General features: G+C 63.4%; 17 protein-coding genes and 1 pseudogene. 9 read left to right on the plus strand and 9 right to left on the minus strand.

The genetic code is table 11. From position 1 onward, the window contains the following. Positions 1-5: 5 nt before the first annotated feature. Complete coding sequence (nagE, locus tag ACIOVF_RS11450) at positions 6-1,673, plus strand: N-acetylglucosamine-specific PTS transporter subunit IIBC (RefSeq protein ID WP_401289510.1); 1,668 nt, start codon at positions 6-8, stop codon at positions 1,671-1,673. Between the two features lie 84 nt (positions 1,674-1,757). On the opposite strand, the gene ACIOVF_RS11455 is transcribed toward nagE, so the two are convergent. Both ACIOVF_RS11455 and purL read right to left on the minus strand, forming a co-directional pair. Continuing rightward, the gene (locus tag ACIOVF_RS11455; protein WP_045196485.1) at positions 1,758-2,069 is read right to left on the minus strand and encodes a YqfO family protein; all 312 of its coding nucleotides are present in this window, start codon (positions 2,067-2,069) and stop codon (positions 1,758-1,760) included. Between the two features lie 3 nt (positions 2,070-2,072). Next, positions 2,073-5,972: a phosphoribosylformylglycinamidine synthase gene (purL, locus tag ACIOVF_RS11460; RefSeq protein ID WP_045196483.1), complete on the minus strand. Its 3,900-nt coding sequence runs from the start codon at positions 5,970-5,972 to the stop codon at positions 2,073-2,075. A gap of 246 nt (positions 5,973-6,218) precedes the next feature. Between purL and mltF the strand changes: the two genes are divergently transcribed. Beyond that, complete coding sequence (mltF, locus tag ACIOVF_RS11465; RefSeq protein WP_045196482.1) at positions 6,219-7,679, plus strand: membrane-bound lytic murein transglycosylase MltF; 1,461 nt, start codon at positions 6,219-6,221, stop codon at positions 7,677-7,679. 44 nt (positions 7,680-7,723) lie between these two features. On the opposite strand, the gene tadA is transcribed toward mltF, so the two are convergent. The 7 genes from tadA to ACIOVF_RS11500 all read right to left on the minus strand — a co-directional run bounded on the left by tadA (position 7,724) and on the right by ACIOVF_RS11500 (position 17,040). Further along, complete coding sequence (tadA, locus tag ACIOVF_RS11470; RefSeq protein WP_045196481.1) at positions 7,724-8,206, minus strand: tRNA adenosine(34) deaminase TadA; 483 nt, start codon at positions 8,204-8,206, stop codon at positions 7,724-7,726. After that, positions 8,206-9,582 (minus strand): multicopper oxidase family protein, encoded by a 1,377-nt coding sequence (locus tag ACIOVF_RS11475; RefSeq protein WP_045196479.1) that lies wholly within the window; start codon positions 9,580-9,582, stop codon positions 8,206-8,208. The genes tadA and ACIOVF_RS11475 overlap by 1 nt, the downstream gene beginning before the upstream one ends. A gap of 131 nt (positions 9,583-9,713) precedes the next feature. Next, positions 9,714-12,302, minus strand: coding sequence for a membrane-targeted effector domain-containing toxin (locus ACIOVF_RS11480; protein ID WP_401289516.1), 2,589 nt, complete (start codon positions 12,300-12,302; stop codon positions 9,714-9,716). 132 nt (positions 12,303-12,434) lie between these two features. Beyond that, positions 12,435-14,012 (minus strand): glutamine-hydrolyzing GMP synthase, encoded by a 1,578-nt coding sequence (guaA, locus tag ACIOVF_RS11485; protein ID WP_401289519.1) that lies wholly within the window; start codon positions 14,010-14,012, stop codon positions 12,435-12,437. 126 nt (positions 14,013-14,138) lie between these two features. Beyond that, positions 14,139-15,608: an IMP dehydrogenase gene (guaB, locus tag ACIOVF_RS11490; RefSeq protein WP_045196472.1), complete on the minus strand. Its 1,470-nt coding sequence runs from the start codon at positions 15,606-15,608 to the stop codon at positions 14,139-14,141. An 85-nt stretch (positions 15,609-15,693) separates the two neighbouring features. Further along, entirely contained in the window at positions 15,694-16,251 is a 558-nt protein-coding gene (locus ACIOVF_RS11495; RefSeq protein WP_401289522.1) for a sugar ABC transporter ATPase, read from the minus strand. Positions 16,252-16,269: 18 nt separating this feature from the next. Then, entirely contained in the window at positions 16,270-17,040 is a 771-nt protein-coding gene (locus tag ACIOVF_RS11500; protein ID WP_045196607.1) for a sulfite exporter TauE/SafE family protein, read from the minus strand. A 114-nt stretch (positions 17,041-17,154) separates the two neighbouring features. Here ACIOVF_RS11500 and ACIOVF_RS11505 point away from each other — a divergent pair. The 7 genes and pseudogenes from ACIOVF_RS11505 to ACIOVF_RS11535 form a co-directional block, all read left to right on the plus strand. Then, positions 17,155-18,027, plus strand: a pseudogene (locus ACIOVF_RS11505) (LysR family transcriptional regulator); the annotation flags it as partial. A gap of 146 nt (positions 18,028-18,173) precedes the next feature. Further along, positions 18,174-19,553 carry an exodeoxyribonuclease VII large subunit gene (xseA, locus tag ACIOVF_RS11510; RefSeq protein ID WP_045196605.1) on the plus strand — a complete coding sequence of 460 codons (1,380 nt, stop codon included), beginning with the start codon at positions 18,174-18,176 and terminating at the stop codon, positions 19,551-19,553. Positions 19,554-19,556: 3 nt separating this feature from the next. Further along, entirely contained in the window at positions 19,557-20,381 is an 825-nt protein-coding gene (locus ACIOVF_RS11515) for a M23 family metallopeptidase (protein WP_045196466.1), read from the plus strand. Positions 20,382-20,692: 311 nt separating this feature from the next. Then, positions 20,693-22,366 (plus strand): 2-isopropylmalate synthase, encoded by a 1,674-nt coding sequence (gene leuA / locus ACIOVF_RS11520; protein WP_045196464.1) that lies wholly within the window; start codon positions 20,693-20,695, stop codon positions 22,364-22,366. Positions 22,367-22,524: 158 nt separating this feature from the next. Then, positions 22,525-23,664, plus strand: a complete 1,140-nt coding sequence (locus tag ACIOVF_RS11525) for a merozoite surface protein 3b (RefSeq protein ID WP_401289526.1) — start codon at positions 22,525-22,527, stop codon at positions 23,662-23,664. Further along, complete coding sequence (locus ACIOVF_RS11530; protein WP_401289528.1) at positions 23,664-25,103, plus strand: DUF6384 family protein; 1,440 nt, start codon at positions 23,664-23,666, stop codon at positions 25,101-25,103. The genes ACIOVF_RS11525 and ACIOVF_RS11530 overlap by 1 nt, the downstream gene beginning before the upstream one ends. Positions 25,104-25,107: 4 nt before the next feature. Continuing rightward, positions 25,108-26,460, plus strand: a complete 1,353-nt coding sequence (locus tag ACIOVF_RS11535; RefSeq protein ID WP_401289531.1) for a hypothetical protein — start codon at positions 25,108-25,110, stop codon at positions 26,458-26,460. Positions 26,461-26,509: the final 49 nt, after the last annotated feature.

The raw sequence follows: 26,509 nt of genomic DNA on the forward strand, positions 1-26,509 counted from the left end.
GCACCATGTACCAGCACTTCATCCAGGGCCTGCAACGGCTCGGCCGCGCCCTCATGCTGCCCATCGCCATCCTGCCGATTGCCGGCCTGCTGCTGCGTCTGGGCGATACCGACCTGTTGGACATCGCCCTGATCCACGATGCCGGCAACGCGATTTTCGCCAACCTGGCGCTGATCTTCGCCATCGGCATTGCCGTCGGCTTTGCCCGCGACAACAACGGCACCGCGGGCCTGGCCGGGGCCATTGGTTACCTGGTGCTGGTCTCGACCCTCAAGGTCATCGACCCGCACATCGACATGGGCATGCTCGCCGGGATTCTGTGCGGCCTGCTCGGCGGTGCGCTGTACAACCGTTTCAAGGACATCAAGCTACCCGAGTACCTGGCCTTCTTCGGTGGCCGGCGTTTCGTGCCGATTGCCACCGGTTTGTCGGCGGTGGGCCTGGGGCTGCTGTTCGGCTTGATCTGGCCGCATGTGCAGGATGGCATCAATAGCCTGGGCAAGCTGATGCTCGACAGCGGCAGCATCGGCGCGTTCTTCTTCGGCGTGCTCAACCGCCTGCTGATCGTCACTGGCCTGCACCATATCCTCAACAACCTGGTGTGGTTCGTGTTCGGCAGCTTCCAGGGCACCAACGGCTTGCTTGTAACCGGTGATCTGACCCGCTACTTCGCCGGCGATCCGCAAGCCGGGCAGTTCATGGCCGGGATGTTCCCGATGATGATCTTCGGCCTGCCTGCCGCTTGCCTGGCCATGTACCGTCATGCCCTGCCGGGGCGGCGCAAACTGATTGGCGGCATCCTCCTGTCGATGGCCCTGACCTCGGCACTCACCGGCGTTACCGAGCCGATCGAATTCGCCTTCATGTTCCTCGCTCCCCTGCTGTTCCTGATCCATGCCGTACTCACCGGCCTGGCCATGGCCCTGTGCGATCTGCTCAACATCCGCCTGGGCTTTACCTTCTCCGGTGGCGCCATCGACATGGCCCTGGGCTGGGGCCGCTCGACCAATGGCTGGATGGTGTTCCCGGTCGGGCTTTTGTATGCGCTGGTGTACTACTTCGTTTTCGACTTCTGTATCCGCCGCTTCAACCTGAAAACCCCGGGCCGCGAAGACCAGCCCAGCGAAGAAGCTCCAGTCCAGGACGCTAGCGCACCACGCGGCAAGCGCTACATCGATGCCCTCGGCGGCGCCGCCAATCTGCTCTCGGTAGATGCCTGCACCACGCGCCTGCGCCTGCTACTCAAGGATCGCGGCCTGGCTCAGGACGGCGTACTGAAAACCCTCGGCGCGATGGCCGTGGTGCGTCCGGGTTCCGGCGGCAGCCTGCAGGTGGTGGTCGGGCCGCTGGCCGACACCATTGCCGACGAGATTCGCAACCAGCTGCCCCATGCCCTGGCGAATGTCGTCGAAGAGCCGCAAGTGAAAGCCGAGGCGAGCGAAAGCATGGCCGCTGAAGACTGGCTGAGTGCATTGGGCGGCAAGGACAACTTGCTGAAAGTGGATTGCGTGGCCCTGACCCGGGTGCGGATCGAGCTCAAGGATGCGCGCAAGGTCGCGCGCGAGCGCCTGTTGGCGCTGGGGTGCCAGGGGGTCAGTCCGCTGGCGGACGGGACCTGGCATTTGTTGCTGGGCAAGCGTGCTGCTGCCTTGAGCCAGGCGTTGCAGGGCTGAAAAGCATCGCGGGTCAAGCCCGCTCCCACAGGATCACTACTTCCTCTGTAGGAGCGGGCTTGACCCGCGATAAGTCCGGAACCCTCAGAAGTCCGCTAGCTGCCAGACCTCATAAGCCGGGGTTTCATAGGGATGACTGAGCTTGAGGGCAGCGACCACCGAGCCGATCAGCTCGTCGGCCACCACCAGCTCAACCCGCCATTCTTCGACCTGCTCGACCACGCCCGCCTGCCCGTGGAACGGCTGACTGCCGTCCAGCGGGCGGAACTGGCCCTGGCCCAGCACCTGCCAGGCGCAGCAGTCGTAGTTGCCGATGTGTCCGCCACCGGCGGCGAACACAGCGGCCTTGACCACCTCCACGTGGCTTGGCGGGACGAAGAAGGCGAGCTTGTACACCCCTTAGTTCACCCACGCCCGGGCGTTGCGGAACATGCGCATCCACGCCGCGTCTTCGTTCCAGTCATCCGGACGCCAGGAGTTCTGCACGGCACGGAAGACCCGCTCAGGGTGCGGCATCATGATGGTGACGCGACCGTCGCGGCTGGTCAGGCCGGTGATCCCGCGCGGCGAGCCGTTCGGGTTGGCCGGGTAGCTCTCGGTGACCTTGCCGTGGTTGTCGACGAAGCGCAGGGCCACGCAACCGGACAGGTCAGCTTCGAGCAGGGCTTCTTCGCTGGCGAACTCCGCATGGCCTTCACCGTGGGCGATGGCGATCGGCATGCGCGAACCGGCCATGCCCTGGAGGAAGATCGAGTTCGACTTCTGCACTTCGACCATGGCCACACGGGCTTCGAACTGTTCGGAGCGGTTACGCACGAAGTGCGGCCAGAACTCGCTGCCCGGAATCAGCTCGTGCAGGTTGGACATCATCTGGCAACCGTTGCACACGCCCAGGGTGAAGCTGTCGCTGCGCTCGAAGAAGCCCTGGAAGGCATCACGGGCACGGGCGTTGAACAGCGCCGACTTGGCCCAGCCTTCACCGGCGCCGAGCACGTCACCGTAGGAGAAACCACCGCAGGCCACCAGGCCCTTGAAGTCGTTGAGGTCAACGCGGCCAGCGAGGATATCGCTCATGTGCACGTCGATGGCGTTGAAGCCGGCGCGGTCGAAGGCTGCGGCCATTTCGACCTGGCCGTTGACGCCCTGCTCGCGCAGCACTGCCACTTGCGGACGCACGCCCTTCTTGATGTACGGCGCGGCGATGTCCTGGTTGACGTCGAAGCCGAGCTTGACGCTCAGGCCGGGATTGTCTTCTTCCAGCAGCACGTCGAACTCTTGGTCGGCGCAGTCGGCGTTGTCGCGCAGACGCTGGATCTGGTAGCTGGTCTCGGCCCACTGGCGCTGCAGCAGGCGGCGGTCGCCCTTGAACAGTTCTTCGCCGGCCAGCTTGATCAGCACTTCGCCGTTGTTGATCGGCTGGCCGATCACCGCGACGCAGTCTTCACCCAGGCCGGCTGCGCTGAACTGCGCCAGCACGTCCGGAGTAGCGTCCTGACGCACCTGAATCACCGCGCCCAGCTCTTCGTTGAAGAGGATGGCGGCGACTTTTTCGCGCTTGCTGGTCAGGGTGTCCAGTTCCAGGTCCAGGCCGCAGTGGCCGGCGAAGGCCATTTCCAGCACGGTAGTCAGCAGGCCACCGTCGGAACGGTCGTGGTAGGCCAGCAGGTGGCCGTCGGCGTTCAGGCCCTGGATCACGGCGAAGAAGGCCTTGAGGTCTTCGGCGTCGTCGACGTCCGGCGCTACGGCGGCCAGCTTGCCGTGGGTCTGGGCCAGGATCGAGGCGCCCATGCGGTTCTTGCCGCGGCCCAGGTCGATCAGGATCAGGTCGGTCTCGCCCTTGTCCATGCGCAGTTGCGGAGTCAGGGTCTTGCGTACGTCGAGCACCGGGGCGAAGCCGCTGACGATCAGCGACATCGGCGAGGTGACGCTCTTGTCAACGCCCTCTTCGCTCCACTTGGTCTTCATCGACATCGAGTCCTTGCCCACCGGAATGGTCAGGCCCAGCTCCGGGCACAGCTCCATGCCGACAGCCTTGACGGTGTCGTACAGGCGGGCATCTTCACCCGGGTGGCCGGCAGCCGACATCCAGTTGGCCGACAGCTTGATGTCGGACAGCTTGCCGATGTGCGCGGCAGCCAGGTTGGTCAGGGTCTCGCCGATGGCCATGCGCCCGGACGCCGGGGCGTCGAGCAGGGCCAGCGGGGTACGCTCGCCCATGGCCATGGCTTCACCGGTGTAGACGTCGAAGCTGGTGGCGGTGACGGCGCAGTCGGCCACCGGTACCTGCCACGGGCCGACCATCTGGTCGCGGGCAACCAGGCCGGTGATGGTGCGGTCGCCGATGGTGATCAGGAAGCTCTTGCTGGCCACGGCCGGGTGGCGCAGGACGCGCTCGACCGAGTCGTTCAGTTCCAGGGTGCTTGGGTCGAAATCATCGCCCAGCTCCGCTTCGCGGGTCACCGAACGGTGCATGCGCGGTGGCTTGCCCAGCAGCACGTCGAGCGGCATGTCGACCGGGGTGTTGCCGAAGTGGCTGTCGGTCACGGTCAGGTGCGGCTCGGCAGTGGCCTCGCCGACCACCGCGAACGGGCAACGCTCGCGCTCGCAGATGGCCTGGAAGCGCTCGAAGTCGCCAGCGCTGACCGCCAGCACGTAGCGTTCCTGGGACTCGTTGCTCCAGATCTCGTGCGGGGCCATGCCCGGCTCGTCGTTGGGCACGTTGCGCAATTCGAAGCGGCCACCGCGGCCACCGTCGTTGACCAGCTCCGGGAAGGCGTTGGAAATACCGCCGGCGCCGACGTCGTGGATGAAGGCGATCGGGTTGTTGTCACCCAGCTGCCAGCAACGGTCGATGACCTCCTGGCAGCGGCGTTCCATTTCCGGGTTCTCGCGCTGCACCGAGGCGAAATCGAGGTCGGCGGAGCTGGCGCCGGTATCGACCGACGAAGCCGCGCCGCCACCCAGGCCGATGAGCATGGCCGGGCCGCCGAGCACGATCAGCTTGGCGCCGACGGTGATCTCGCCCTTTTGCACGTGGTCTTCGCGGATGTTGCCCAGGCCACCGGCCAGCATGATCGGCTTGTGGTAACCGCGAACTTCTTCACCGTGCGGGGTGTTGATCGACTGCTCGAAGGTGCGGAAGTAGCCAGTCAGCGCCGGACGGCCGAATTCGTTGTTGAACGCGGCGCCACCCAGCGGGCCTTCGACCATGATGTCGAGGGCGGTAACGATGCGGTCCGGCTTGCCGTAGGCCTGCTCCCATGGCTGTTCAAAGCCCGGGATGCGCAGGTTGGAAACGGTGAAACCGGTCAGGCCGGCCTTGGGCTTGGCACCGCGGCCGGTAGCGCCTTCGTCACGGATTTCGCCGCCGGAACCGGTGGAGGCGCCGGAGAACGGCGAGATGGCGGTCGGGTGGTTGTGGGTCTCGACCTTCATCAGGATGTGCACCGGCTCCTGCACCGCGCCGTACTGGCGGGTCTCAGGGTTCGGGAAGAAACGCCCGGCGACGGAACCGACGATCACCGAGGCGTTGTCCTTGTAAGCCGACAGCACGCCTTCGTTGTGCATCTGGTAGGTGTTCTTGATCATGCCGAACAGGCTTTTTTCCTGGCTCTGGCCGTCGATATCCCAACTGGCGTTGAAGATCTTGTGGCGGCAGTGCTCGGAGTTGGCCTGGGCGAACATCATCAGTTCGATGTCGTGCGGGTTGCGCTTGAGGCCCTGGAAGCTGGTGACCAGGTAATCGATCTCGTCTTCGGCCAGGGCCAGGCCCAGCTCGACGTTGGCTTTCTCCAGCGCGGCGCGGCCACCGCCGAGAATGTCGACAGCGGTCAGCGGCTTTGGCTGGGCGTGGCTGAACAGGCTGGCGGCCTCTTCAAGCTTGGCCAGCACCAGCTGGGTCATGCGGTCGTGGAGGATGTCGGCAACGATGGCGGCGTCGGCGTCGCTCAGCGCACCGCTGACGTAGTAGGCAATGCCCCGTTCCAGGCGCTGGATGTTTTCCAGGCCGCAGTTGTGAGCGATGTCGCTGGCCTTGCTCGACCAGGGCGAGATGGTGCCGAAACGCGGAACCACCAGGAACAGGCGCCCGCTTGGCTCCTGGACCGGTACGCTCGGGCCGTACTTGAGCAGGCGCGCGAGCACTTGCTGTTGGTCGGCACTCAGATCGCCGTCAACCTCGGCGAAATGCGTGAATTCAGCATACAAACCACTAACAGCGGGGACTTTCTGGCTCAGTTGCTCGATTAACTTACCGTGGCGAAAGGCAGAAAGGGCAGGAGCGCCGCGCAGGATCAACATCGTCGGGACAGCCTCAGGAAGGGGGTGTGCTTAGAGGCCGTGCATTCTAGCCTAATTCCGGCGCTTCCGGCACCCGAAACACAGCATTGCAACACCTCCGCATGTCGGCCCGGCAAAGCGGACTCGGGGGTCAAAAAAAACCGCCGGTTTTGCCCTGCATTTTGCCTTTAACGCAAAGATCGCTAGCAGACAAGCAAACCGTTGTCGAGATATGGCGCGGCCGGTCCTTTGCGTATACTGCAACCTATGTTCGCCCAAACCGCTTTGCGCCAGCGGTGCGCCAGATGGCTCATCGCAACCGGACTCTTCCTGATGCTCGGTGCCTGTGTTGAAAAACCCAGCACCCTCGAGCGTGTCAAGGAAGACGGCGTGCTGCGCGTAATTACCCGCAACAGCCCGGCCACCTACTTCCAGGACCGCAACGGCGAAACCGGCTTCGAGTACGAGCTGGTCAAGCGTTTCGCCGACGATCTGGGCGTAGAGCTGAAGATCGAGACCGCCGACAATCTCGACGACCTGTTCAACCAGCTCGGCCAGCCGTCCGGCCCGGTGCTGGCAGCGGCCGGCCTGGTCAGCAGCGAACAGCGCAAGTCGCAGGTGCGCTTTTCACACCCGTATCTGGAAGTCACCCCGCAGATCATCTACCGCAACGGCCGTCCACGGCCCACCGACGCCAAGGACCTGGTCGGCAAGAAGATCATGGTGCTCAAGGGCAGCACCCACGCCGAGCAGATGGCCGAGCTGAAAAAGCAGTATCCGGCGCTCGAATACGAAGAATCTGATGCAGTTGAGGTGGTCGACCTGCTGCGCATGGTCGATGAGGGGCAGATCGACCTGACCCTGGTCGACTCCAATGAACTGGCAATGAACCAGGTCTACTTTCCCAAGGTACGGGTGGCTTTCGACCTCGGCGATGCCCGTGACCAGCGCTGGGCGGTGGCAGCCGGCGAAGACAACAGCCTGCTCAACGAGATCAACGAATTTCTCGACAAGGTGCAGAAGAATGGCACCTTGCAGCGTCTGAAAGATCGCTATTACGGCCACGTCGATGTACTGGGTTATGTAGGCGCTTATACCTTTGCCCAGCACCTGCAGCAGCGCCTGCCGCGCTACGAGAAGGCCTTCCAGGCCTCGGCCAAGAAGGAACAGGTCGACTGGCGCCTGCTGGCCGCAATCGGCTACCAGGAGTCGATGTGGCAGGCCGAAGTGACCTCCAAGACCGGTGTGCGCGGCCTGATGATGCTGACCCAGCGCACCGCCCAGGCCATGGGCGTGTCCAACCGCCTGGACCCGGTGCAGAGCATCCGCGGCGGTGCCAAGTACTTCATGTACGTCAAATCCGAGCTCGATGACAGTATCGAGGAGCCGGACCGCACCTGGTTCGCCCTGGCCGCCTACAACGTCGGCAGCGGCCACCTGGACGATGCGCGCAAGCTGGCCAAGCGCGAAGGCCTGAACCCCAACAAGTGGCTCGACGTGAAGAAGATGCTGCCGCGCCTGTCGCAGAAGCAGTGGTACAGCAAGACCCGCTACGGCTATGCCCGCGGTGGCGAGCCCGTGCACTTCGTCGCCAACATCCGCCGCTACTACGACATCCTCACCTGGGTGACCCAGCCGCAGCTTGAAGGCAGCCAGGTGGCCGAGAGCAACCTGCACGTGCCCGGCGTCAACAAGACCAAGCCGACCGAGCAGACCCCGCCACTCTGAACTGTTTCGCGGGCGACCCGACTTGCCCCGCGATCAAGGCTACCTCAGACCTTGGCCCGCCGCGCCTTGAAGAACTCGGACAGAATCGCTCCGCACTCCTCTGCCAGCACCCCTCCCTCGAATAGCACCCGATGGTTGAGAAAGCCCTGGGTAAAGAACTGCCCCTGGCTCTGCACCACGCCGGCCTTAGGCTCCAGCGCACCGTACACCACCCGGTTGATCCGTGAATGCACGATCAGCCCGGCGCACATGCTGCACGGCTCCAGGGTCACGTACAGGGTACTGCCGGGCAGCCGGTAGTTGCTCGCGGCCTGGGCGGCGGCGCGGATGGCGACCATCTCGGCATGGGCACTGGGGTCGCTGCCGCTGATCGGGCAGTTGAAGCCACGGCCGATCACCTGGCCGTGCTGGACCAGCACCGCGCCCACCGGCACTTCGCCCATGGCCGCGCCTTGCGCCGCCAACTCCAGCGCCAGGCGCATGAATTGCTGGTCGCGGCTACGATCGATGATCTGCGGCTGACGCATCAGGCCACCTCGATCGCGGCCATCAGGCCGGTTTCCATATGGTCGATCACGTGGCAGTGGAACATCCAGGTACCCGGGTTATCCGCCACCAGCGCCACCCGCGCGCGCTCGTTCTTGCCCAGCAGGTAGGTATCGGTGAAATACGGCTCGATCTTGCGCTTGTTCGAGCCGATCACCTTGAAACTCATGCCGTGCAGGTGAATCGGATGCTGGTACTGGGTCATGTTCTTCAGCTCGAAGATGTAGCTCTTGCCCTTTTGTAGCGTGGCAATCGGCCGGTCGGCGCAGGTCTTGTCGGTGATGTCCCAGGCCTTGCCGTTGATCTGCCAGAGGCTCGGCGGCTTGCCGTTGTCGGTATTTACCGAAACCGAGCCGACCCACTCGAAATTGAAGTTGAGCTTTTCGGCGTTGGCCAGGTCCGGCTCGGCGATCGGGTTGGCCGGCAACGCTGGCGGCCAGTCGCCCGGGGCTTCGCTACTGGCCACCGAACGCAGGGTGCCCAGGCGCACCGGGCCATCGCGCAACGACAGCTCTTCACCGGCTGGCGGCATCTTGATTGCCAGGCAGATACGCATGCCCGGGCCCAGCCAGTAGTCTTTGCCCAGCGGACGCGGGGCAATGGGGTTGCCGTCGAGGGCGTAGACCCGCGCCTCAAAGTTGCCTTTGAGGTTAATGCGATACGTCAGGGTGTTGTCGAGGTTGAGCAGACGCACCCGCACGATCTGCCCTGCTGGCATCTCTACCACGGCATTGGCCTGGCCGTTGATGGTGATCAACCGCCCGGCGGTGCCGCCACGGGCAGCCTCACGGGGGATGCTGAAGGGCAGGTAGGCACCCTGCTCGTCGACGTGCCAGTTCTTCAGGCTCAGTGTACGTTCGTGCTTGAAACCGGTCGGCTCGCGCTCCTCGACGATCAGCGGGCCGACCAGGCCGCGGCCCAGTTCTTCCGAACTGTTGACGTGCGGGTGATACCAGTAGCTGCCGGCATCCGGCACGCGGAACTTGTAATCGAAATACTCACCCGGCAACACCGGCAGTTGCGAGACATAAGGCACGCCGTCCATTTCCAGCGGCAGGCGAATGCCGTGCCAGTGGATGGTGGTGGCCACTGGCAGGTGGTTGATGAAACGCACCCGCAACCATTCGCCCTGGCGCACCCGCAATTCGGTGCCCGGCGCCGACGGGCCGAAGGCCCAGGCCTCGGTCTTGAAACCGGAAACCAGCTCGACATCCAGCGGCGCGGCGATCAGCTCGTAGTCATGCCCGGCATCCGGATCGGTTCTTCCTAGCCAGTACCGCGACGCGCCACCGGCGCCCAGGCCGATCGCCACCAGGCCGCTCAGGCCACCGAGAATTTGTCGCCGGGTAAAGGACATGCAGCAGGTACCTCGTAATGCCAGGAACAACATGCCGGCACCCAGCACAAAAGCGCCAAGGTGCCGACGATGAAGGGCGAATACGATACACCTGCAATTGAGAAATATTAAGTGAAGAGTTGCCGCAGGGCCTAGGCTCCCGGCCTTATAACCCCTGGCGGCGCAGTGATGGCGTCGCGAAAGGCAACGGGCTGACCCTGCGTCTGCAATGCCAGGCGCAAGTCACCCTGTACGATACCGTCGGGGTTGCCCATGCTCGGCAAGTAGTATTCACCCGCATCCAGGGTAATGCCGGTCGCCTGCCCCGGCCCAGCATCGACCAGGCGCAAGCCCGGCACCCCTCGCAGCTCGGCCAGGCCTGGCACACGTTTGTACAGGTTGCTATGGGTGTTGCCGACCAGCGCGACCCATTTGCCGGCGTCAGCCTCGCCTTGCGTGGCGCCAATAACCCGGTTGGCATAGTAGTTCATGACTTTCTGGCGCAGCGGATTGCCCGGGTGCTCGACCTCAAGGCCCTCCAGTTGATAGCTCGCAACACAATCCACAGCCTGTACCCTGATATCGTTGGCCCGGGCTTTTCTAACCAGTTCCAGGAAGCTGTACCGCCCGGAGGTATCGGTGCGCTGCCCGACATCCAGCCGGTCCAGATAGCGCCGCAATTGCGCACTCATGCGCCCGCTGCGATGGAACAGGTCCAGGTCCGCCTGGTGCAGGTCCGTCATCAGGTGTTCGAGATAAAGCGTGCGCACGCCCTTGGCATACATAGGTGTCAGATTCTCCAGCAGCCAACGCTTGCTGGCGATCGAGTCGTGCGATTCGCCAATGACCACGCCGGCATGCTCGTCGAACAATTCTATGAATGCCCGCTGCGGGCTGATTGAGGCCGCTGGCGGGTGAATCCTGAACCTGGGCAGCGTTATCCGGGTGAAGAAAGTCTCGGCATCCGTGCGCAATTGCTGCCGAATCTGCTCCAGGCTATCGCGCACTTCCATCAGCGGCGACTCCGGGTCGTAGTAATCACCGCCGATCGCCCGCCGATTGTTTGCACTGATGAGCTCCCGCACAGCGGGCCGGGCCTGTTCAGGGACTTCATAGCTGCCAGGCGCAGCGTCGAAGGGCGAGTAATCCACCGGCACCGCCGGCGCCTCGGGCGTCAGCCCTCCCAGGCACTGGCCGCCCCCGCGCAAACAGACGGATTCGAGCACGACCCACTGCCCCTGCTCGTCCAGGCGCACGGGTATTACGCCATAGAAGGCAAACGGATTGTCTTCAGGAACAATCAACCAGGTACGCAAGGCCTGGTCATAGCGAACCCGGTAGGGTACGCCCTTGAGCTCGATATACTGGGCACCGTCAGCCAAAGTACTGACACCTTGCACAAGGCCGCTGGTAGCTGCTGGTTCATCGATGATCTCATTGCCTTCAAGCTGGCCCAGCTCTTGCGCCGCACCGCGCCCCAGCGGCAGCAGAAACGGCAGGTTGAGCAGCAGGTCGACCCCGGCAAGGATGGCCCCGAGCAAGCCCGCCCGACGTTCTTTGGGGTTGTCGCCATCGACCGCCTGCTCGACGTTCAACGCAAGGCTCGCAGTACCTACAGCGACCGCCAGCAGTGCCAACGGCCAACCGGCAGGCGCCACGGCACCGAGCAGGCGCGAGGCCACGCCCAGGTAGCCCACCCACAACTGCGCACGCAGTTCGGCATTGGTGCGCAAGGCGGCATCGGTTTCGACTTCCATGTGGTGCCTGGCGTTGTCGCGCATCCAGGTGAACACCTCCCCTGTGATCGGCGCACGCTGAACCTGGCTGGCAAATACCTGGAGGCTACCCTTCGCCCAACTGTCGAACTGATCGCGCTGCCTCTGCTGCGGATCACTGGAGAAATGCACCAACAGCTGTTCGCTGCTGGCAGGCGCCTGCAGCCAGCCGAATAACCACCCAGCCACCTCTTGCTGGCGGCTGAACCCCTGAAAGGACGGCGTCGCACCGGGCAAATAGAGCACATGCTGACCGCCCGCCCCCTGCAACCAGACCACATCAGTTGACAGCTGCCCGGCCAGGCTCAGTGTCGCGATATGAATCCCGGCGGCGGGCGGCTTCGCCTGTTCAAAATGCCGCAATTGCGGCATGACACTGCTGTCGAAACCGACGGCATCGAACACCAGTTGCAACTGCTGTTCGTTCAGTTGCCCGCTCAAGCCGGCCTGCAGGGCTTCGGACAGGTAGTTGAGCTTGCTCAGTGTGCGAACGTCAGCGCCGTGATCGCTCCAGAATGCCGTCCTGCGTCGTTGGAAGGCCGCGCCGAAGTCCAGTTGCCACAGGGCATTGAGCACCTTCTGTGGATCCAGGCGTACTTCGTTGGTTTCATCGAACCGTCGCGCTCCGGGTCCGTCGGTATAGAAGCCGCCGTACAGGAGAAGTAAATCGGCGTTGTCCTGATCACTGACGCGAAAGCGGCGCATCACCAGCTCCGTCAAGGTCATGGATTGATCAGGCGTTCCGTAATGCTCCCAGCCCGTAAACGTTCTGCTGCTACTGGCCGCTCCAGAGAAACGGTGCCAGTAGATGCGATCCGGATCTGCGATCAGGTTGCCTTCGGTGCGCAGCAAGCTTTTTGCAGCCTCACGAGCCTCGTTGTGCAGATCGGGAAAAGCTTGCACAACTCGCAGGGCAATGGCTGACAGGTCGTTGTGCAGTAACACGGAAAAAGATGGTTCATTCATGACGATAGCCTCCGGTGCAAGGGAGACCCACTGTGCGAGACAGCGTTGAACCGCGGCATTAGATAGTTATCGCGACAAAAAAAAGCGCCATGCCCCGAGGGGACATGGCGCTTTCTCAAGCAACCGGCGGGATCATTCCCACTCGATGGTCGCTGGCGGCTTGCTCGACACGTCGTAGGTGACGCGGGAGATGCCTTCGATCTCGTTGATGATCCGGCCGCTGACGGTTTCCAGCAGCTCGTAAGGCAGGTGCGCCCAACGCGCGGTCATGAAATCGATGGTCTCGACCGCACGCAGGGCCACGACCCAGGCGTAACGACGGCCGTCACCGACCACGCCCACCGATTTCACCGGCTGGAACACCACGAAGGCCTGGCTGACCTTGTGGTACCAGTCGGCCTTGCGCAGTTCTTCGATGAAGATGTGGTCGGCGCGACGCAGCAGGTCGGCGTATTCCTTCTTCACTTCACCGAGGATGCGTACGCCCAGGCCCGGGCCCGGGAACGGGTGACGGTAGACCATGTCGTACGGCAGGCCCAGCTCCAGGCCAAGGCGACGGACCTCGTCCTTGAACAGCTCACGCAGCGGCTCGACCAGCTTGAGGTTCATCTCTTCCGGCAGGCCACCGACGTTGTGGTGCGACTTGATCACGTGGGCCTTGCCGCTCTTGGCGCCAGCCGACTCGATCACGTCCGGGTAGATGGTGCCCTGGGCCAGGTACTTGATGTTGTGCAGCTTGTTCGACTCGGCATCGAATACGTCGATGAAGGTGCGACCGATGATCTTGCGCTTCTTCTCAGGGTCAGCTTCGCCGGCCAGGTTGGTCAGGAACTGCTCTTCGGCGTTGGCGCGGATTACCTTGACGCCCATGTTCTCGGCGAACATGGCCATCACTTGCTCGCCTTCGTGCAGGCGCAGCAGGCCGTTGTCGACGAATACGCAGGTCAGCTGGTCGCCGATGGCCTTGTGCAGCAGCGCTGCAACCACCGAGGAGTCAACGCCGCCGGACAGGCCGAGCAGGACGTTGTCGCTGCCGACCTGGGCGCGGATCTGGGCAATGGCGTCTTCAGCAATGTGCGACGGGGTCCACAGCGCTTCGCAACCGCAGATGTCGAGGATGAAGCGCGAGAGAATGCGACCGCCCTGCTTGGTGTGGGTCACTTCCGGGTGGAACTGCACGCCGTAGTAGCCACGGGTGTCGTCGGCCATGCCGGCGATCGGGCAGCTCGGGGTGCTGGCCAGGATGTGGAATTCTTCCGGGATGCGGGTGACCTTGTCACCGTGGCTCATCCACACATCCAGACCGAACACGCCATCGGCGTCAACGTGGTCTTCGATGCCGTCGAGCAGGCGGCTCTTGCCGACTACGTCGACGCGGGCATAACCGAACTCACGCAGCTCGGAACCTTCAACCTTGCCGCCCAGCTGTTCGGCCATGGTCTGCATGCCGTAGCAGATACCGAATACCGGTACGCCCAGGTCCCAGACCGCCTGTGGCGCGCGTGGGCTGTTGGCTTCGTGCACGGACTCGGGGCCGCCGGCGAGGATGATGCCGCGCGGGGCGAATTCGCGAATCGCTTCATCGTCCATGTCGAACGGGTGCAGTTCGCAGTACACGCCGATTTCGCGCACGCGGCGGGCGATCAGCTGGGTGTACTGGGAACCGAAGTCGAGGATCAGGATGCGGTGAGCGTGAATGTCGAGGGCCATGACTCAATCTCTGATGCAGCTGCAAGCTTCACGCTGCAAGCCGCAAGTTGTTCGGGAATTACGCGGTAGCCGCTGCAGAGCAACTACCGCTTGGAGCTAGAAGCTTGTCACTTGCCGCTGGAGGCGTTAGCCGACCCGATAGTTTGGCGCTTCTTTGGTGATTTGAACGTCATGCACGTGGGACTCGGCCATGCCGGCACCGGTGATGCGCACGAATTCTGGCTTGGTGCGCATCTCTTCGATGTTGGCGCTGCCGGTGTAACCCATCGAGGAACGCAGGCCGCCCATCAGCTGGTGGATGATCGCGGTCAGGGTGCCCTTGTAGGGCACACGGCCTTCGATACCTTCCGGCACCAGCTTCTCGGCACCGGCCGAAGAGTCCTGGAAGTAACGGTCGGAAGAACCCTGGGCCTGGGACATGGCGCCCAGCGAACCCATGCCGCGGTAAGCCTTGTAGGAACGGCCCTGGAACAGCTCGATCTCGCCCGGGGCCTCTTCGGTACCGGCGAACATCGAACCCATCATCACTGCCGAGGCACCGGCTACGATGGCCTTGGACAGGTCACCGGAGAAGCGGATACCGCCATCGGCGATCAGCGGGATGCCGGTGCCTTCGAGGGCCGCGGCAACATTGGCGATGGCGCTGATCTGCGGCACGCCGACACCGGCGACGATACGCGTGGTGCAGATCGAGCCCGGGCCGATACCGACCTTGACGGCGTCAGCGCCGGCTTCGGCCAGGGCCTTGGCAGCAGCGCCGGTGGCGATGTTGCCGCCGATGACCTGAACCTGCGGGAAGTTCTCTTTTACCCAGCGAACGCGATCGATCACGCCTTTGGAGTGACCGTGAGCGGTGTCGACCACCACCACGTCAACGCCGGCGGCAACCAGTGCCGACACGCGATCACCGGTGTCTTTGCCGGTACCGACCGCGGCACCGACGCGCAGGCGACCCTGGTCGTCCTTGCTGGCCAGCGGGTAGGCCTTGGCTTTTTCGATGTCGTTGACGGTCATCATGCCCTTGAGGGCAAATTTGTCGTCGACGATCAGTACGCGCTCGATACGGTGCTTGTGCAGCAACTCGCGGGCTTCGTTCTTGTCGGCGCCTTCCTTGACCGTGACCAGGCGCTCTTTAGGCGTCATCACTTCACGGACGGTGGCGTCCAGGCGGTTTTCGAAGCGCACGTCGCGGGAGGTGACGATGCCGACCAGGTCGCCATTGTGCAGCACCGGAACGCCGGAGATGTTGTTCAGCCGGGTCAGTTCGAACAGGTCACGGACCGTGGCGTCAGCCTCGATGGTGATCGGGTCCTTGACCACGCCAGCCTCGAACTTCTTGACCTTGCGCACTTCGGCAGCCTGCTGCTCGATGGTCATGTTCTTGTGGATGATGCCGATGCCGCCTTCCTGGGCCATGGCAATGGCCAGGCGGGCTTCGGTCACGGTATCCATGGCGGCGGAAACCAACGGAATATTCAGCTCGATGCCACGGGTCAAACGGGTCTTGAGACTGACTTCATTGGGTAGCACCTCTGAATAACCAGGCACTAGGAGAATGTCGTCGAAGGTCAGGGCTTCTTGGCTGATACGCAGCATCGCGGGGGCTCCCGGGCGGGAAAAATGGAAGCGCGCCATTATACTCATCCAGTGCCCTTCGCTCAATGCAAAGATGGGCCTTCGGTCAGTTACCTTCGCGGCTTACCTGCACCACGGCCACCGGCTGGTCCAGCCAATCGGCGAAGTTATCCAGAAAACCCTGCCTGAACCCCGCCGCAGTCCAGTTATTGAAGATGAAACCGAGGTTGGAAAACGCACAGGGTTGCAGGAACAGAAAACCGTTGATGTCGTCTTCATGGCCGCACAGCGGGCAAACGAAGTTTTCCGTGCGCCCGGGCATCCAGTCTTCCAGGCTCTCGAACAGCGCCACGCCGACTTCCTTGCGGCACTCGGCGCAGCCGGCTTCTTCGAGAAAGCCCTCGGTGGGGGTATAGATGCAGCGTTTGGTGATCACCTCGAGGCCGTTGACCGGCTGGCCGAACGGCAGCAGTTCGGGCCGCTCGACGACTTTGCGTGCGCCCTCGGCGATGGCGTAGGCCATACGGCTACCGGTGCTGCCGCAGGTGCTCAGTTGCTCCTCGATGACTTTCTCGCGCACCAGCCAGCGCAGGATCGCTCGGGCGCGGGCCTCATGGACGGGGACGGTGGAAATCTTCGGGACAATAATGCTCTGGTTTGTCATCACAGCGGCCAAACAGGTTCAAAGATGCCAGTTTACCTCACTCAGGTAGCGGCCGATCAGGGCAATGCCGCTGGCCAGCACCAGCCAGGTGACCAGGCGCACGAAGGTCTCACGCGACATATTCAGGGTCAGGCGCCGGCCCAGGTACACACCGCCCAGCATCATCGGCGCCAGGCACAGGGCCAGCAGCAACAGCGGCAGGTCGGCATATACGCCAGCGATCAGGAACAGGCTCAGACGCACCACAGTGCTGCAACTGATCAGCGCGCTCTGGGTCGCCCGCGCCTGCTCCTTGGAGGGCAACCGGGCGTTGAGGTAGAGCGCATATAGAAAGCCGCCGCTGCCGAACAAGGCACCGAACAGGCCGCCCGCCGTCCCCATCGGCACCGACCAGGCCGCCGACAGCTGCGCCGGCCTGACCTTCACCGCCAGGCTGTAGAGGGCATAGGCGCTGATAAACAGCCCCATCAATAACAGCAACACGTCGGACTTGAGCTTGAGCAGAAACACCACGCCAAAGGTGCAGCCCAGCGCCATGCATGGCAGCAGGCGCATCAGTTCCGGACGCGCCACCGCCTTGCGCGCCGGCAGCCAGTTGCCGAAGGCGGCGACGAAATCCAGCAGCACCAGCAACGGAATGATCCGCGACAGCGGCATGAAGTTGATCAGCACCGGGCCGGCCACCAGCGCGGTACCGAAGCCGGCGATGCCGAAGACGACATAGGCGGCGCCAATACCCAGCAGGATCGGCAACCAGTCGAGCGGGGTAAACGGTAATTGGGCAAACAGGGTGGAAAGCATGACGGTCTTCACCAGCGGAGGTGTGGAAACTTTAGCCAGCCACTAGCCATGCCGACTAATATGCAATTACCTAGTCAGTCATCTTGAAACGGCATAGCTGCAATGATTTCCACTCGCCAGTTGCGTTACTTCGTCGAAATTGCCGAGAGCGGCAGCTTCAGTGCTGCGGCCGAGCGGCTGTTCATCGCCCAGTCGGCGCTGAGCCGTCAGGTCAAGGAGCTGGAGTCGCAACTCGACACCCTGCTGTTCGAGCGCACCGCCCGCCAGCCGCGCCTCACCGCTGCGGGCCAAGCCTTTTTGCCGCGGGCGCGGACCTTGCTGGTGGACCTGGAAAAAGCCCAGCGCCTGGCCCGTGAGGTCGGCCAGGGCGTGCGCGGCAGCCTGCGCCTGAGTCACTCGAGCACCGTGCCGCTGAGCGGGCAGTTGCTGGCGCGGCTCAGTGGCTATCTGCATGACAACCCGGGGGTGTCCATGGAAATCGCCCAGCAGTCGTCCGAGGCGCAGCTTGAGGAAATGGCCGAGGGTCGCCTGGAGCTCGGCCTGCTGCGCTTGCCGGTGTTGCGTCAGCACGAAGGGCTTTGTATCCGGCCATTGTTCGAAGAACCCTTGTTGCTGGCGGTCGCCGAGGGTCATCCATTGGCTGAAGAAAGCAGCGTTTGCCTGGCGCAGCTGCGTGACGAGCCTTTTATCTCCATCCCCCATCGCCAGCGTGGCGGTTTGAGCTACCTGTCTGCCGAATTGTGCATGGGTGCAGGGTTCTTTCCGCAATCGGCGCGCGTGGTGTCGCGCAAGACCACTCAGCTGCAGTTGATCCAGGCAGGTTTTGGGGTGGCGTTGTTGCCGCAGTGCATGGAGGAGATTGCCCCGGCTTCGCTGCGTTTCATTGCCCTGGCCGATGAGGGTTGCCGCAGTACGGTGGCCCTGGCCTATCGGCGCGATGCCGGGGCTTTGGTTGAGCAGTTCATCCTGCATATGGGGGCTGCTGCGCAGCCCATCGCCGGCAAGGCCGGCTCCCACAATGGGCCGGAGTACACAGCTCCTGTGGGAGCTGGCCTTGCCAGCGATGAAGACACCGCCGAGCCACTGCCACCCCAGCTCCACAATCCTTTATGATGCAACCCATGATCAAAGACCCCTTCGAAAGACTCGGCCTGGACCGCGAAGTCCTGACCGTCAGCCAACTCAACGGCCGCGCCCGGGTGCTGCTGGAAGACGTGTTCCGCAATGTCTGGGTCGAAGGCGAGATCTCCAACCTCGCCCGCCCGGCCTCCGGTCATGTCTACTTCACCCTCAAGGACAGCGGTGCCCAGGTGCGCTGCGCATTGTTCCGCCAGAACGCGGCGCGGGTGCGCCAGGCCCTGCGCGACGGCCTGGCGGTCAAGGTGCGCGGCAAGGTCTCGCTGTTCGAAGGCCGTGGCGACTATCAACTGATCCTCGATACTGTCGAGCCGGCCGGTGACGGCGCCCTGCGCCTGGCCTTCGAAGCGCTGAAGGAAAAGCTCGGCGCCGAAGGCCTGTTCAGTGCCGAAAACAAGCGCGCCCTGCCCGCTCACCCGCAGCGCATTGGCATCGTCAGCTCGCCCACCGGCGCGGTGATCCGCGACATCATCAGCGTGTTCCGCCGCCGTGCGCCGCAGGTCGAGCTGACCCTGATCCCGACCGCCGTGCAAGGCCGCGAAGCCATCATCCAGATTGTCCGCGCCCTGCAACTGGCCGACAGTCGCGGCTTCGACGCGCTGATCCTGGCCCGCGGTGGCGGCTCGCTGGAAGACCTCTGGTGCTTCAACGAAGAGGCCGTGGCCCGCGCCATCGCCGCCTGCCAGACGCCGATCGTCAGCGCCGTCGGCCATGAAACCGATGTCTCGATCAGTGACTTCGTCGCTGACGTGCGCGCCCCGACGCCGTCTGCCGCCGCTGAACTGCTGGCCCCGGACAGCAGCGACCTGCAACGGCGCATCGACAGCCTCAAGCGCCGCCTGTTGCTACGCATCCAGAGCCGCCTGATGCACGACCGCCTGCGCCTGGACAGCCTGACCCGGCGCCTGCGCCATCCGGGCGAACGCCTGCGCCAGCAGGCCCAACGCCTGGACGACCTGGACATGCGCCTGCGCCGCGCCTTCGAGCAGCGCCTGAACCAGCGCCGCGAGCGCCTCGCCCGCCTGGACACGCGCCTGGCCGCGCAACACCCCGGACGCACCCTGGCGCTGCTCAAGCAACGCCTGGACAGCCTCGCCGAACGCCTGCCGCGAGCCATGCGCGAAACCCTCAAGGACCGCCGCCAGCGTCTGCAGGCGCAGGTCCAGACCCTGCACGTGGTCAGCCCGCTGGCGACCCTGGGCCGTGGCTACAGCATCTTGCTCGACGAGCGCGGCCAGGCCATCCGCAATGCCGCCCAGACCCACAACGGCCAGCGCCTGACCGCCCGCCTGGGCGAGGGCGAGTTGCTGGTGCGGGTCGAAGACAACCACCTGACCCCGGTCACGCTCTCTTTACTGGACTGAACCATGCCGCGTCTATTTGCCCCGCTGTTGCTCCTGTGCCTGGTGTTCGCCAGCAGCGCCCAGGCCAGCTACATCACCCGCCAACTGAACAAGCCGGTACCCGGCGGCGTCGCCGTCGTCGACCTGGGCCCGGCCGCCACGCCACCCAGCGCGCGCTTTGATGGCAAGCCAGTGCTGGTGGTCAGGGAACAGGACACCTGGCTGGCCATCGTCGGCCTGCCACTGACGCAAAAGCCCGGCACCGCGCAGCTCACCCAGGGCAGCCGTACCCTTAGCTTCAACGTGGGCAGCAAGAAGTACCCGGAACAGCGCATCACCTTGAAGAACAAACGCCAGGTCAACCCCGACCCTGCCGACCTCAAGCGCATCGACGCCGAGCTGGCCGAGCAGATCAAGGCCTACCGCAGCTTCAGCCCCACCCTGCCGAGCAACCTGATCCTCGACAAGCCGGTCAACGGCCCGCTGTCGAGCAAGTTCGGCGTGCGCCGCTTCTTCAATGGCGAAGAACGCAACCCGCACGCCGGCCTGGATTTCGCCGTACCCGCCGGCACGCCGATCAAGACCCCGGCCAACGGCAAGGTGATCCTCATCGGCAATTACTTCTTCAACGGCAACACCGTGTTCGTTGACCACGGCCAGGGCTTCATCAGCATGTTCTGCCACATGTCGAAGATCGACGTGAAACCCGGCCAGCAACTGAGCCGCGGCGCCGTGGTGGGCCGCGTCGGCTCGACCGGCCGCGCCACCGGCCCGCACATGCACTGGAACGTCAGCCTCAATGATGCGCGGGTCGATCCGGCGATCTTCATCGGCGCCTTCCAGCCCTGAGGCCTGGCTTGCGCCAATCAAAAAGACCGCGCAACTGGCGCGGTCTTTTTATTTGTAAATCGCCATAAAATCTCGACAAAACTGGTTTTTTAAGCATTTCTCTCAATTTTCTCTCAAGGCTTGCCATCTTTAACCCCACTGGTTAGGGTTGAAGCCATGAAAACCTTTCAGACCCTCATCCTGCTTCGTCAACACCGCAGCCTCTGCCTGGTCAGTGCACGACTACCAAGCTGAATCGCGTCGCCTCGCCTTTTCATCTCGTTTTCGTTCGGCGGGCCCCTTTCAAGGCCGCACATTCAAGGATTGCTTTCATGACCATGCTCAAAGACCCTTCGAAAAAATACAGCGCCTTCGCGACCGTCAACCTGGCGGACCGCACCTGGCCTTCGAAGACCATCACCCAGGCGCCGATCTGGTGCAGCTCGGACCTGCGTGATGGCAACCAGTCGTTGATCGAGCCCATGGATGCGGCAAAGAAACTGCGCTTCTGGAAGACCCTGGTCAGCGTTGGCGTGAAAGAAATCGAAGCCTCGTTCCCATCTGCTTCGCAAACCGACTTCGACTTCGTTCGCACCCTGATCGAAGACGGCCACATCCCGGACGACACCACCATCCAGGTGCTGACCCAGGCCCGTGAAGACCTGATCGCGCGCACCTTCGAATCGCTGCGCGGGGCGAAAAAGGCCATCGTCCACCTGTACAACGCCACCAGCCCGTCGTTCCGCCGCATTGTCTTCAACCAGGACAAGCAAGGCGTCAAGGACATCGCCGTGAACGCGGCTAAACTGTTCGTCAAATATGCCGCCCAGCAGCCACAAACCCAGTGGACCTTCCAGTACTCGCCGGAGACTTTCAGCGCCACCGAGCTTGAGTTCGCCAAGGAAGTCTGCGACGCCGTGATCGAGGTGTGGAACCCGACCCCTGAGCACAAGATCATCCTCAACCTGCCGGCTACCGTCGAAGTCTCGACGCCGAACATCTATGCCGACCAGATCGAGTGGTTCGGCCGCAACGTCAACCGCCGCGACAGTGTGATCATCAGCCTGCACACCCACAACGACCGTGGTACTGGCGTTGCCGCCACCGAGCTGGGCCTGATGGCCGGCGCCGACCGTGTCGAGGGCTGCCTGTTCGGCAACGGCGAGCGTACCGGCAACGTCGACCTGGTGACCCTGGCATTGAACCTCTACACCCAGGGCATCGACCCCGAGCTGGATTTCTCCGACATCGACGGCGTGCGCAAGGTCGTCGAGGAGTGCAACCAGATTCCGGTGCACCCGCGTCATCCGTATGTCGGCGACCTGGTTCACACCGCGTTCTCCGGCTCGCACCAGGACGCCATCCGCAAAGGCTTCACCCAGCAGAAAGACGATGCCAAGTGGGAAGTGCCGTACCTGCCGATCGACCCGGCCGACATCGGCCGCAGCTACGAGGCAGTGATTCGCGTCAACAGCCAGTCGGGCAAAGGCGGTATCACCTACCTGCTCGAACAGGAATACGGCATCAGCCTGCCACGGCGCATGCAGATCGAGTTCAGCCAGGTGGTTCAGGGTGAAACCGACCGCCTGGGCCTGGAGATGACCGCCCAGCAGATCCACTCGCTGTTGCACCGCGAGTACCTGCAGGCCAACGCGCCGTACGCGCTGGTCAGCCATCGCCTGCAGGAAGAGAACGGCCACAGCGCGGTGGAAGTGGAAGTTGCCGGTGAAGGCGAAACCACCCTGCACTGGCGCGGCAAGGGCAACGGCGCCCTTGAAGCCCTGGTGGCCGGCTTGCCGATCGCCGTCGAGATCATGGACTACAACGAGCACGCCATCGGCGCCGGCACCAACGCCAAGGCCGCGGCCTACATCGAACTGCGCGTGGCCGGTGGTCGTCCGGTGCACGGCGTGGGTATCGATGAAAACATCACCACCGCGAGCTTCAAGGCGCTGTTCAGTGCGCTGAACCGTTCGCTGAGCCAGCAGGCGGCCAAGGCGGCCTGAGCCCTGAACTGAGCTGCAACCGAGTGCCCGCCTCCCTCCGGAGGCGGGCACTTTCGTTTGCGTGCAATAAAAATCGTCGGTCAGCTTGCTGGCAACCCCCGGTATACTCCCCTCCTCGCTTTACCTTGCGCTGCGCGCACATCATGAAAGGACACTCGATGAGCAACTACCTCGAGCGGGCACTGAGCGGCCTGCGCACCATCGGCATCAACCTCGTTCGTCCGGTCCAGGACGCTCCCGTACTGGTACTGCTCGACCGTGTGGCGCAATACGACAGCAGCAAGGTCACCTCGATCGCCGCCGTGCTGCAGCAAGCCACCGCCTTCAACAGCATGGTCCGCGAGCAGATCGAGGGCATGGACATTTCCACCCGTTTCATGGACATCACCCAGAGTTTTACCTCGATTCGCGAAGACGCCGCCGCCATGGCCGGCTGGATGGACGACGGGCGCCTGGACAGCATGGAGAAACTCAAGCTGGCGTGGATGAATGTACGCCGTGGCTCGATCCCCAGCCGCTTCAACGATATTCGCGACAACTACCTGCAAGTATGCAAGTCGGCCAACGACCAGATCAGCCGCGAGACGGTGATCCTCGAGTCCTACCTGGATTTTCGCATGGCCATGAAAGCCGCCGAGGTCGAGGCCCAGCAGGTACTGACGATTGCCGGCCAAGCCCTGGAGCAGCGCACGGTCGAGCTTAATGCAGCCAACCAGCAAGTCGCCGCAGCCGAGTCGGCCGAGCCTGCCCAGCGCTCCGCCCTTGAGCTGCGCCGCGACGAAGCCGTGCGCGCCCTGCAGGACGAAGACAAGCGCTATCAGATCGTCAAGGACATCGCCGACGACCTCAAGGTCGGCTACAACACCGCCGAGATGGTCTTCGCCCGCATCAACCAGGTGCACGTGATCAAGGAACGCCAGTACCAGCGCATGGTCTCGTTCTTCTCGACCAACGAGGTGGTGCTCACCGGCCTTGCGGTCTCGTTCACCGCCAACAGCGGCCTGGCCGAAGCCACTCATACCCTCAATGCCACCACCGATGGCATCAGCAAGGGCCTCGAAGCCCTGGGCACTACCGGCAACCAGCAGCTCGAAGCTGCGGTCAAGGCCAGCTACGGCTCGACCATCAAGGTCGACTCGGTTCGAGCCCTGGCCGATGCCACGCTGTCGTTCCAGAACGACATGCACAGCCTCACTGAAACCTACCGGGCCGAGTCGAGCAACGCATCACGCGACATTGCCGCTGCCGTCGAGGATTCCAAACGTAAGTTCGCCGCGCTGCTCAGCAAGGCGGCCTGATGAGCAGTATTCCACTCTCCGAACAGCTCGGAGCGATGGCGTTCGTCGACGAATTGCGCCATCAGCAAATGCAGGTCCAGGAACACCTGAACCTGCCCAAGCGCCGCGCCGAAGTCGCGGCGCGCATCCGGAGCTATTACCAAAGCCACAACATCGCCTTCGATGAGGCCTTGATCGAACAAGGCGTGCGCGAGTTCTTCGCCCGCCGCCTGATGTTCGAGGCCCCACCGCTGAGCTGGCGGCAAAAGCTGCTGAGCAAGGCGTCGATGGCGCGCAGCCAACTGTTCAAATTGGTCTTGGCGATCATCGCCGCAGCGCTGATCACCCAGTGCACACGTATTGTCCATGACAGCGGCATTACCGTCGAAATCGAAAACAGCGCCCGCGACCTGCGCCACCACGATGAAGACGTGCGCGCTGACATCCAGCTCAAGCACGAGCAGCTCAAGCAGTGGCAGCAAAAGGCGCAGGCCCAGCCCGATGCCGCTGTCAGCCGCATCCTCGATCAGGTCCGGCAAACCTTGCCGCCGCTGGAGCAGAGTTTTGCCAGCGATGTGCCGCAGTTCGTCAACAAGGCCAACCGCGACAACGTCAAGACCCTGGTCACGATGCATGAGGCGCAGATCGAACAGGCCCGCAAGGCCGTTTCCTCGGCCCGCGCAGCCTTTACCACGGTGGAGGGTATCTACCCGCAGCGCGATAACCTGGCCAGGCTGCTGGCGATGCCAGCCTACCTCGAAGGCCTGAAGCCGTTCCCCACGCTCAAGGCGCTTGCCGAATCGGCTGACCGGCAACTGCTGCAGGTTAACGATGGCGATACGCTCAAAGCGGCCAGCCAGCAAGTGGCCAAACTGGATCTTGAGATCGAGCGCATCGCCTACTGGCTGGAACAGAGCACCCTGCGCGATCAGTTGCAGCAGCGCCTGCAAGCGATGCCGCTGGCCGCCGGTGACCGCGCGCAACTGCAAGCGCTGCTGGCACAAGCCAACAATGCCCTGCATGAGCAGAACGTCCCCCAGGCCCGTTATCAGCTCGAGCACCTCAAGCAGATGCTCGACTTTGCCGCCGTGCCATTGACTGTGCAGATCGTCGACCGCACCGGGATCAAGTCCGGGGTCGAACGTTGCTACGACCCCGCCGGCTGCAACCGCGGCGAAGACACCGACAAGGGCAAGAGCTGGTTCCTGGTGGTCGAGGCTACCGACGCAGGTGGCATCAGCGTCGAGGTGCCGGTTACCAGCGCCGAAACCGGCAAGCAGCGCTGGACTCGTTTGTTCGCCGTGCGCGTCAGCCAGGCCGAATACCTCAAGGTCAAAGCGGACAAGCTCGACGATGGCCATGTCGATAACCGCATGATGGGCAGCAAGGCTGCCAACTCGCTGACCCTGCGCTTCAACCAGCGCACCACGGGCAACCCTGACATGATCATGGACTGGTGAACACATGACCCCTTCTACCCTCACCGGCACCGTGGCGCAGAACGCTCGCAGTTGCGAGGCCTTGCTGCGTAGCGCCGAGCAGTTGCTGTCGGCCCTGAGCAGTCAGGAAGCGCGCCTGGAACAGGACATTCTCACCCGCCTGAGCAACATCGCCACACTCAAGCTTGAACATCGCCCGGCCCTCGATCAGGACACCCTGCAGCAACTGCAGGCACGCCAGGACGCCGAAGCGCAATCGCGCGCCGAACTTGCCCGGCTCGAAACCGATATCGCCGAGTCGCTGGCCGCCCAGCACGCGGTGCGCAGCCAGATTGAAAGCATCGACCGCCAGGTCAAGCAGCAGCTGGCACTCGAACCGGCCTGGTGTGAGCTGGGCGAGCAGTTGCTGGCCGCGCAAGAGGCCAACAGTGAAGCCAATACCGGCTACCAGGAAATTCGCCAGGAGTGCGTCGACAAGCTGCCTTCGTACAGCGCCAACCCGATCTACTACCACCTGCTCAAGCGTGACTATGGCACTGAGCAGTATCGCCACAATTTTCTCCACCGCTGGCTCGACAACACGCTGGCCAAGCGCGTCAACTTTGCCAGCAACCGCAACAACGAGCTGATCCTGCGGGCCATGCAGACCCGCAACGAAGAGCTGCAAGGTGAGCGCCTGAGCCTGATAGCCGGGTTGCAGGAGGCAGTCGACCAGCACCTGGCCCAGGCGCGCACAGCCGCAGGCATGGACCCGCTGAGCCGCGAAGACGTCACCCTGAACAAGCACATCGTCGCCGCCAAAGCCCGGGCCAACGAGCAGCACCAGCAACTGGCCAATTTTGCCGGCAAGCAGGACCCGCATTACCTGCGGATCCGCCAGAACATCACCGAACGCCTGCAGGCGCAGACCATCGAGCAACTGCTGGTCGAAGTACAAAAGACCCCGGACAGCAACGACGACAAGATCGCCGCGCAGCTCAAGGAGCTTTACCCGCGCCTGCGTGACGTCCAGGACCGCCTGCCGGAGCTGCGCGAACAGCACGACCGCGCCCTGCACAATTATGAGCGAGCCAAGGAACTGGAGCGGGCGCTGCGCACCGACTATTACCGGGACAGCGACTATACCTACAGCACGACCTTGAGCATCGAGCGCCTGCTGGCCGACTACATGACCCGCGACCTCAGCCTGCACGCGCTGGAAACCGTGCTGCAAAGTGGCCGACGCCTGGTGCCGCGCAGTTCTTCGTCGAGCAGCTCTTCGTCATTCAGCTGGTCGAGCTCCGGCTCCAGCAGTTCGAGTTCGAGCTCAAGCTCCAGTGACTTCTCCACCTCCAGCAGCAGCGGTGGTGGCAGCTTCAGCACCAGCGACAGCTTCTAAGTGCTATGCCGGTCTTGCCCGTATTTCAGGCGTGACCGGCATGCTGGCC

Origin of the sequence: Pseudomonas sp. NPDC087612 (genome assembly GCF_044743505.1) — a bacterium.
Lineage (GTDB): Bacteria > Pseudomonadota > Gammaproteobacteria > Pseudomonadales > Pseudomonadaceae > Aquipseudomonas.

What these genes read in the sequence shown, in the direction of transcription:
- nagE (WP_401289510.1), top strand. Translation starts at nt 6, where the DNA reads ATGTACCAGCACTTCATCCAGGGCCTGCAACGGCTCGGCCGCGCCCTC.
- purL (WP_045196483.1), bottom strand. Translation starts at nt 5,972, where the DNA reads ATGTTGATCCTGCGCGGCGCTCCTGCCCTTTCTGCCTTTCGCCACGGT.
- mltF (WP_045196482.1), top strand. Translation starts at nt 6,219, where the DNA reads ATGTTCGCCCAAACCGCTTTGCGCCAGCGGTGCGCCAGATGGCTCATC.
- tadA (WP_045196481.1), bottom strand. Translation starts at nt 8,206, where the DNA reads ATGCGTCAGCCGCAGATCATCGATCGTAGCCGCGACCAGCAATTCATG.
- ACIOVF_RS11475 (WP_045196479.1), bottom strand. Translation starts at nt 9,582, where the DNA reads ATGTCCTTTACCCGGCGACAAATTCTCGGTGGCCTGAGCGGCCTGGTG.
- ACIOVF_RS11480 (WP_401289516.1), bottom strand. Translation starts at nt 12,302, where the DNA reads ATGAATGAACCATCTTTTTCCGTGTTACTGCACAACGACCTGTCAGCC.
- guaA (WP_401289519.1), bottom strand. Translation starts at nt 14,012, where the DNA reads ATGGCCCTCGACATTCACGCTCACCGCATCCTGATCCTCGACTTCGGT.
- guaB (WP_045196472.1), bottom strand. Translation starts at nt 15,608, where the DNA reads ATGCTGCGTATCAGCCAAGAAGCCCTGACCTTCGACGACATTCTCCTA.
- ACIOVF_RS11495 (WP_401289522.1), bottom strand. Translation starts at nt 16,251, where the DNA reads ATGACAAACCAGAGCATTATTGTCCCGAAGATTTCCACCGTCCCCGTC.
- xseA (WP_045196605.1), top strand. Translation starts at nt 18,174, where the DNA reads ATGATCAAAGACCCCTTCGAAAGACTCGGCCTGGACCGCGAAGTCCTG.
- ACIOVF_RS11515 (WP_045196466.1), top strand. Translation starts at nt 19,557, where the DNA reads ATGCCGCGTCTATTTGCCCCGCTGTTGCTCCTGTGCCTGGTGTTCGCC.
- leuA (WP_045196464.1), top strand. Translation starts at nt 20,693, where the DNA reads ATGACCATGCTCAAAGACCCTTCGAAAAAATACAGCGCCTTCGCGACC.
- ACIOVF_RS11525 (WP_401289526.1), top strand. Translation starts at nt 22,525, where the DNA reads ATGAGCAACTACCTCGAGCGGGCACTGAGCGGCCTGCGCACCATCGGC.
- ACIOVF_RS11530 (WP_401289528.1), top strand. Translation starts at nt 23,664, where the DNA reads ATGAGCAGTATTCCACTCTCCGAACAGCTCGGAGCGATGGCGTTCGTC.
- ACIOVF_RS11535 (WP_401289531.1), top strand. Translation starts at nt 25,108, where the DNA reads ATGACCCCTTCTACCCTCACCGGCACCGTGGCGCAGAACGCTCGCAGT.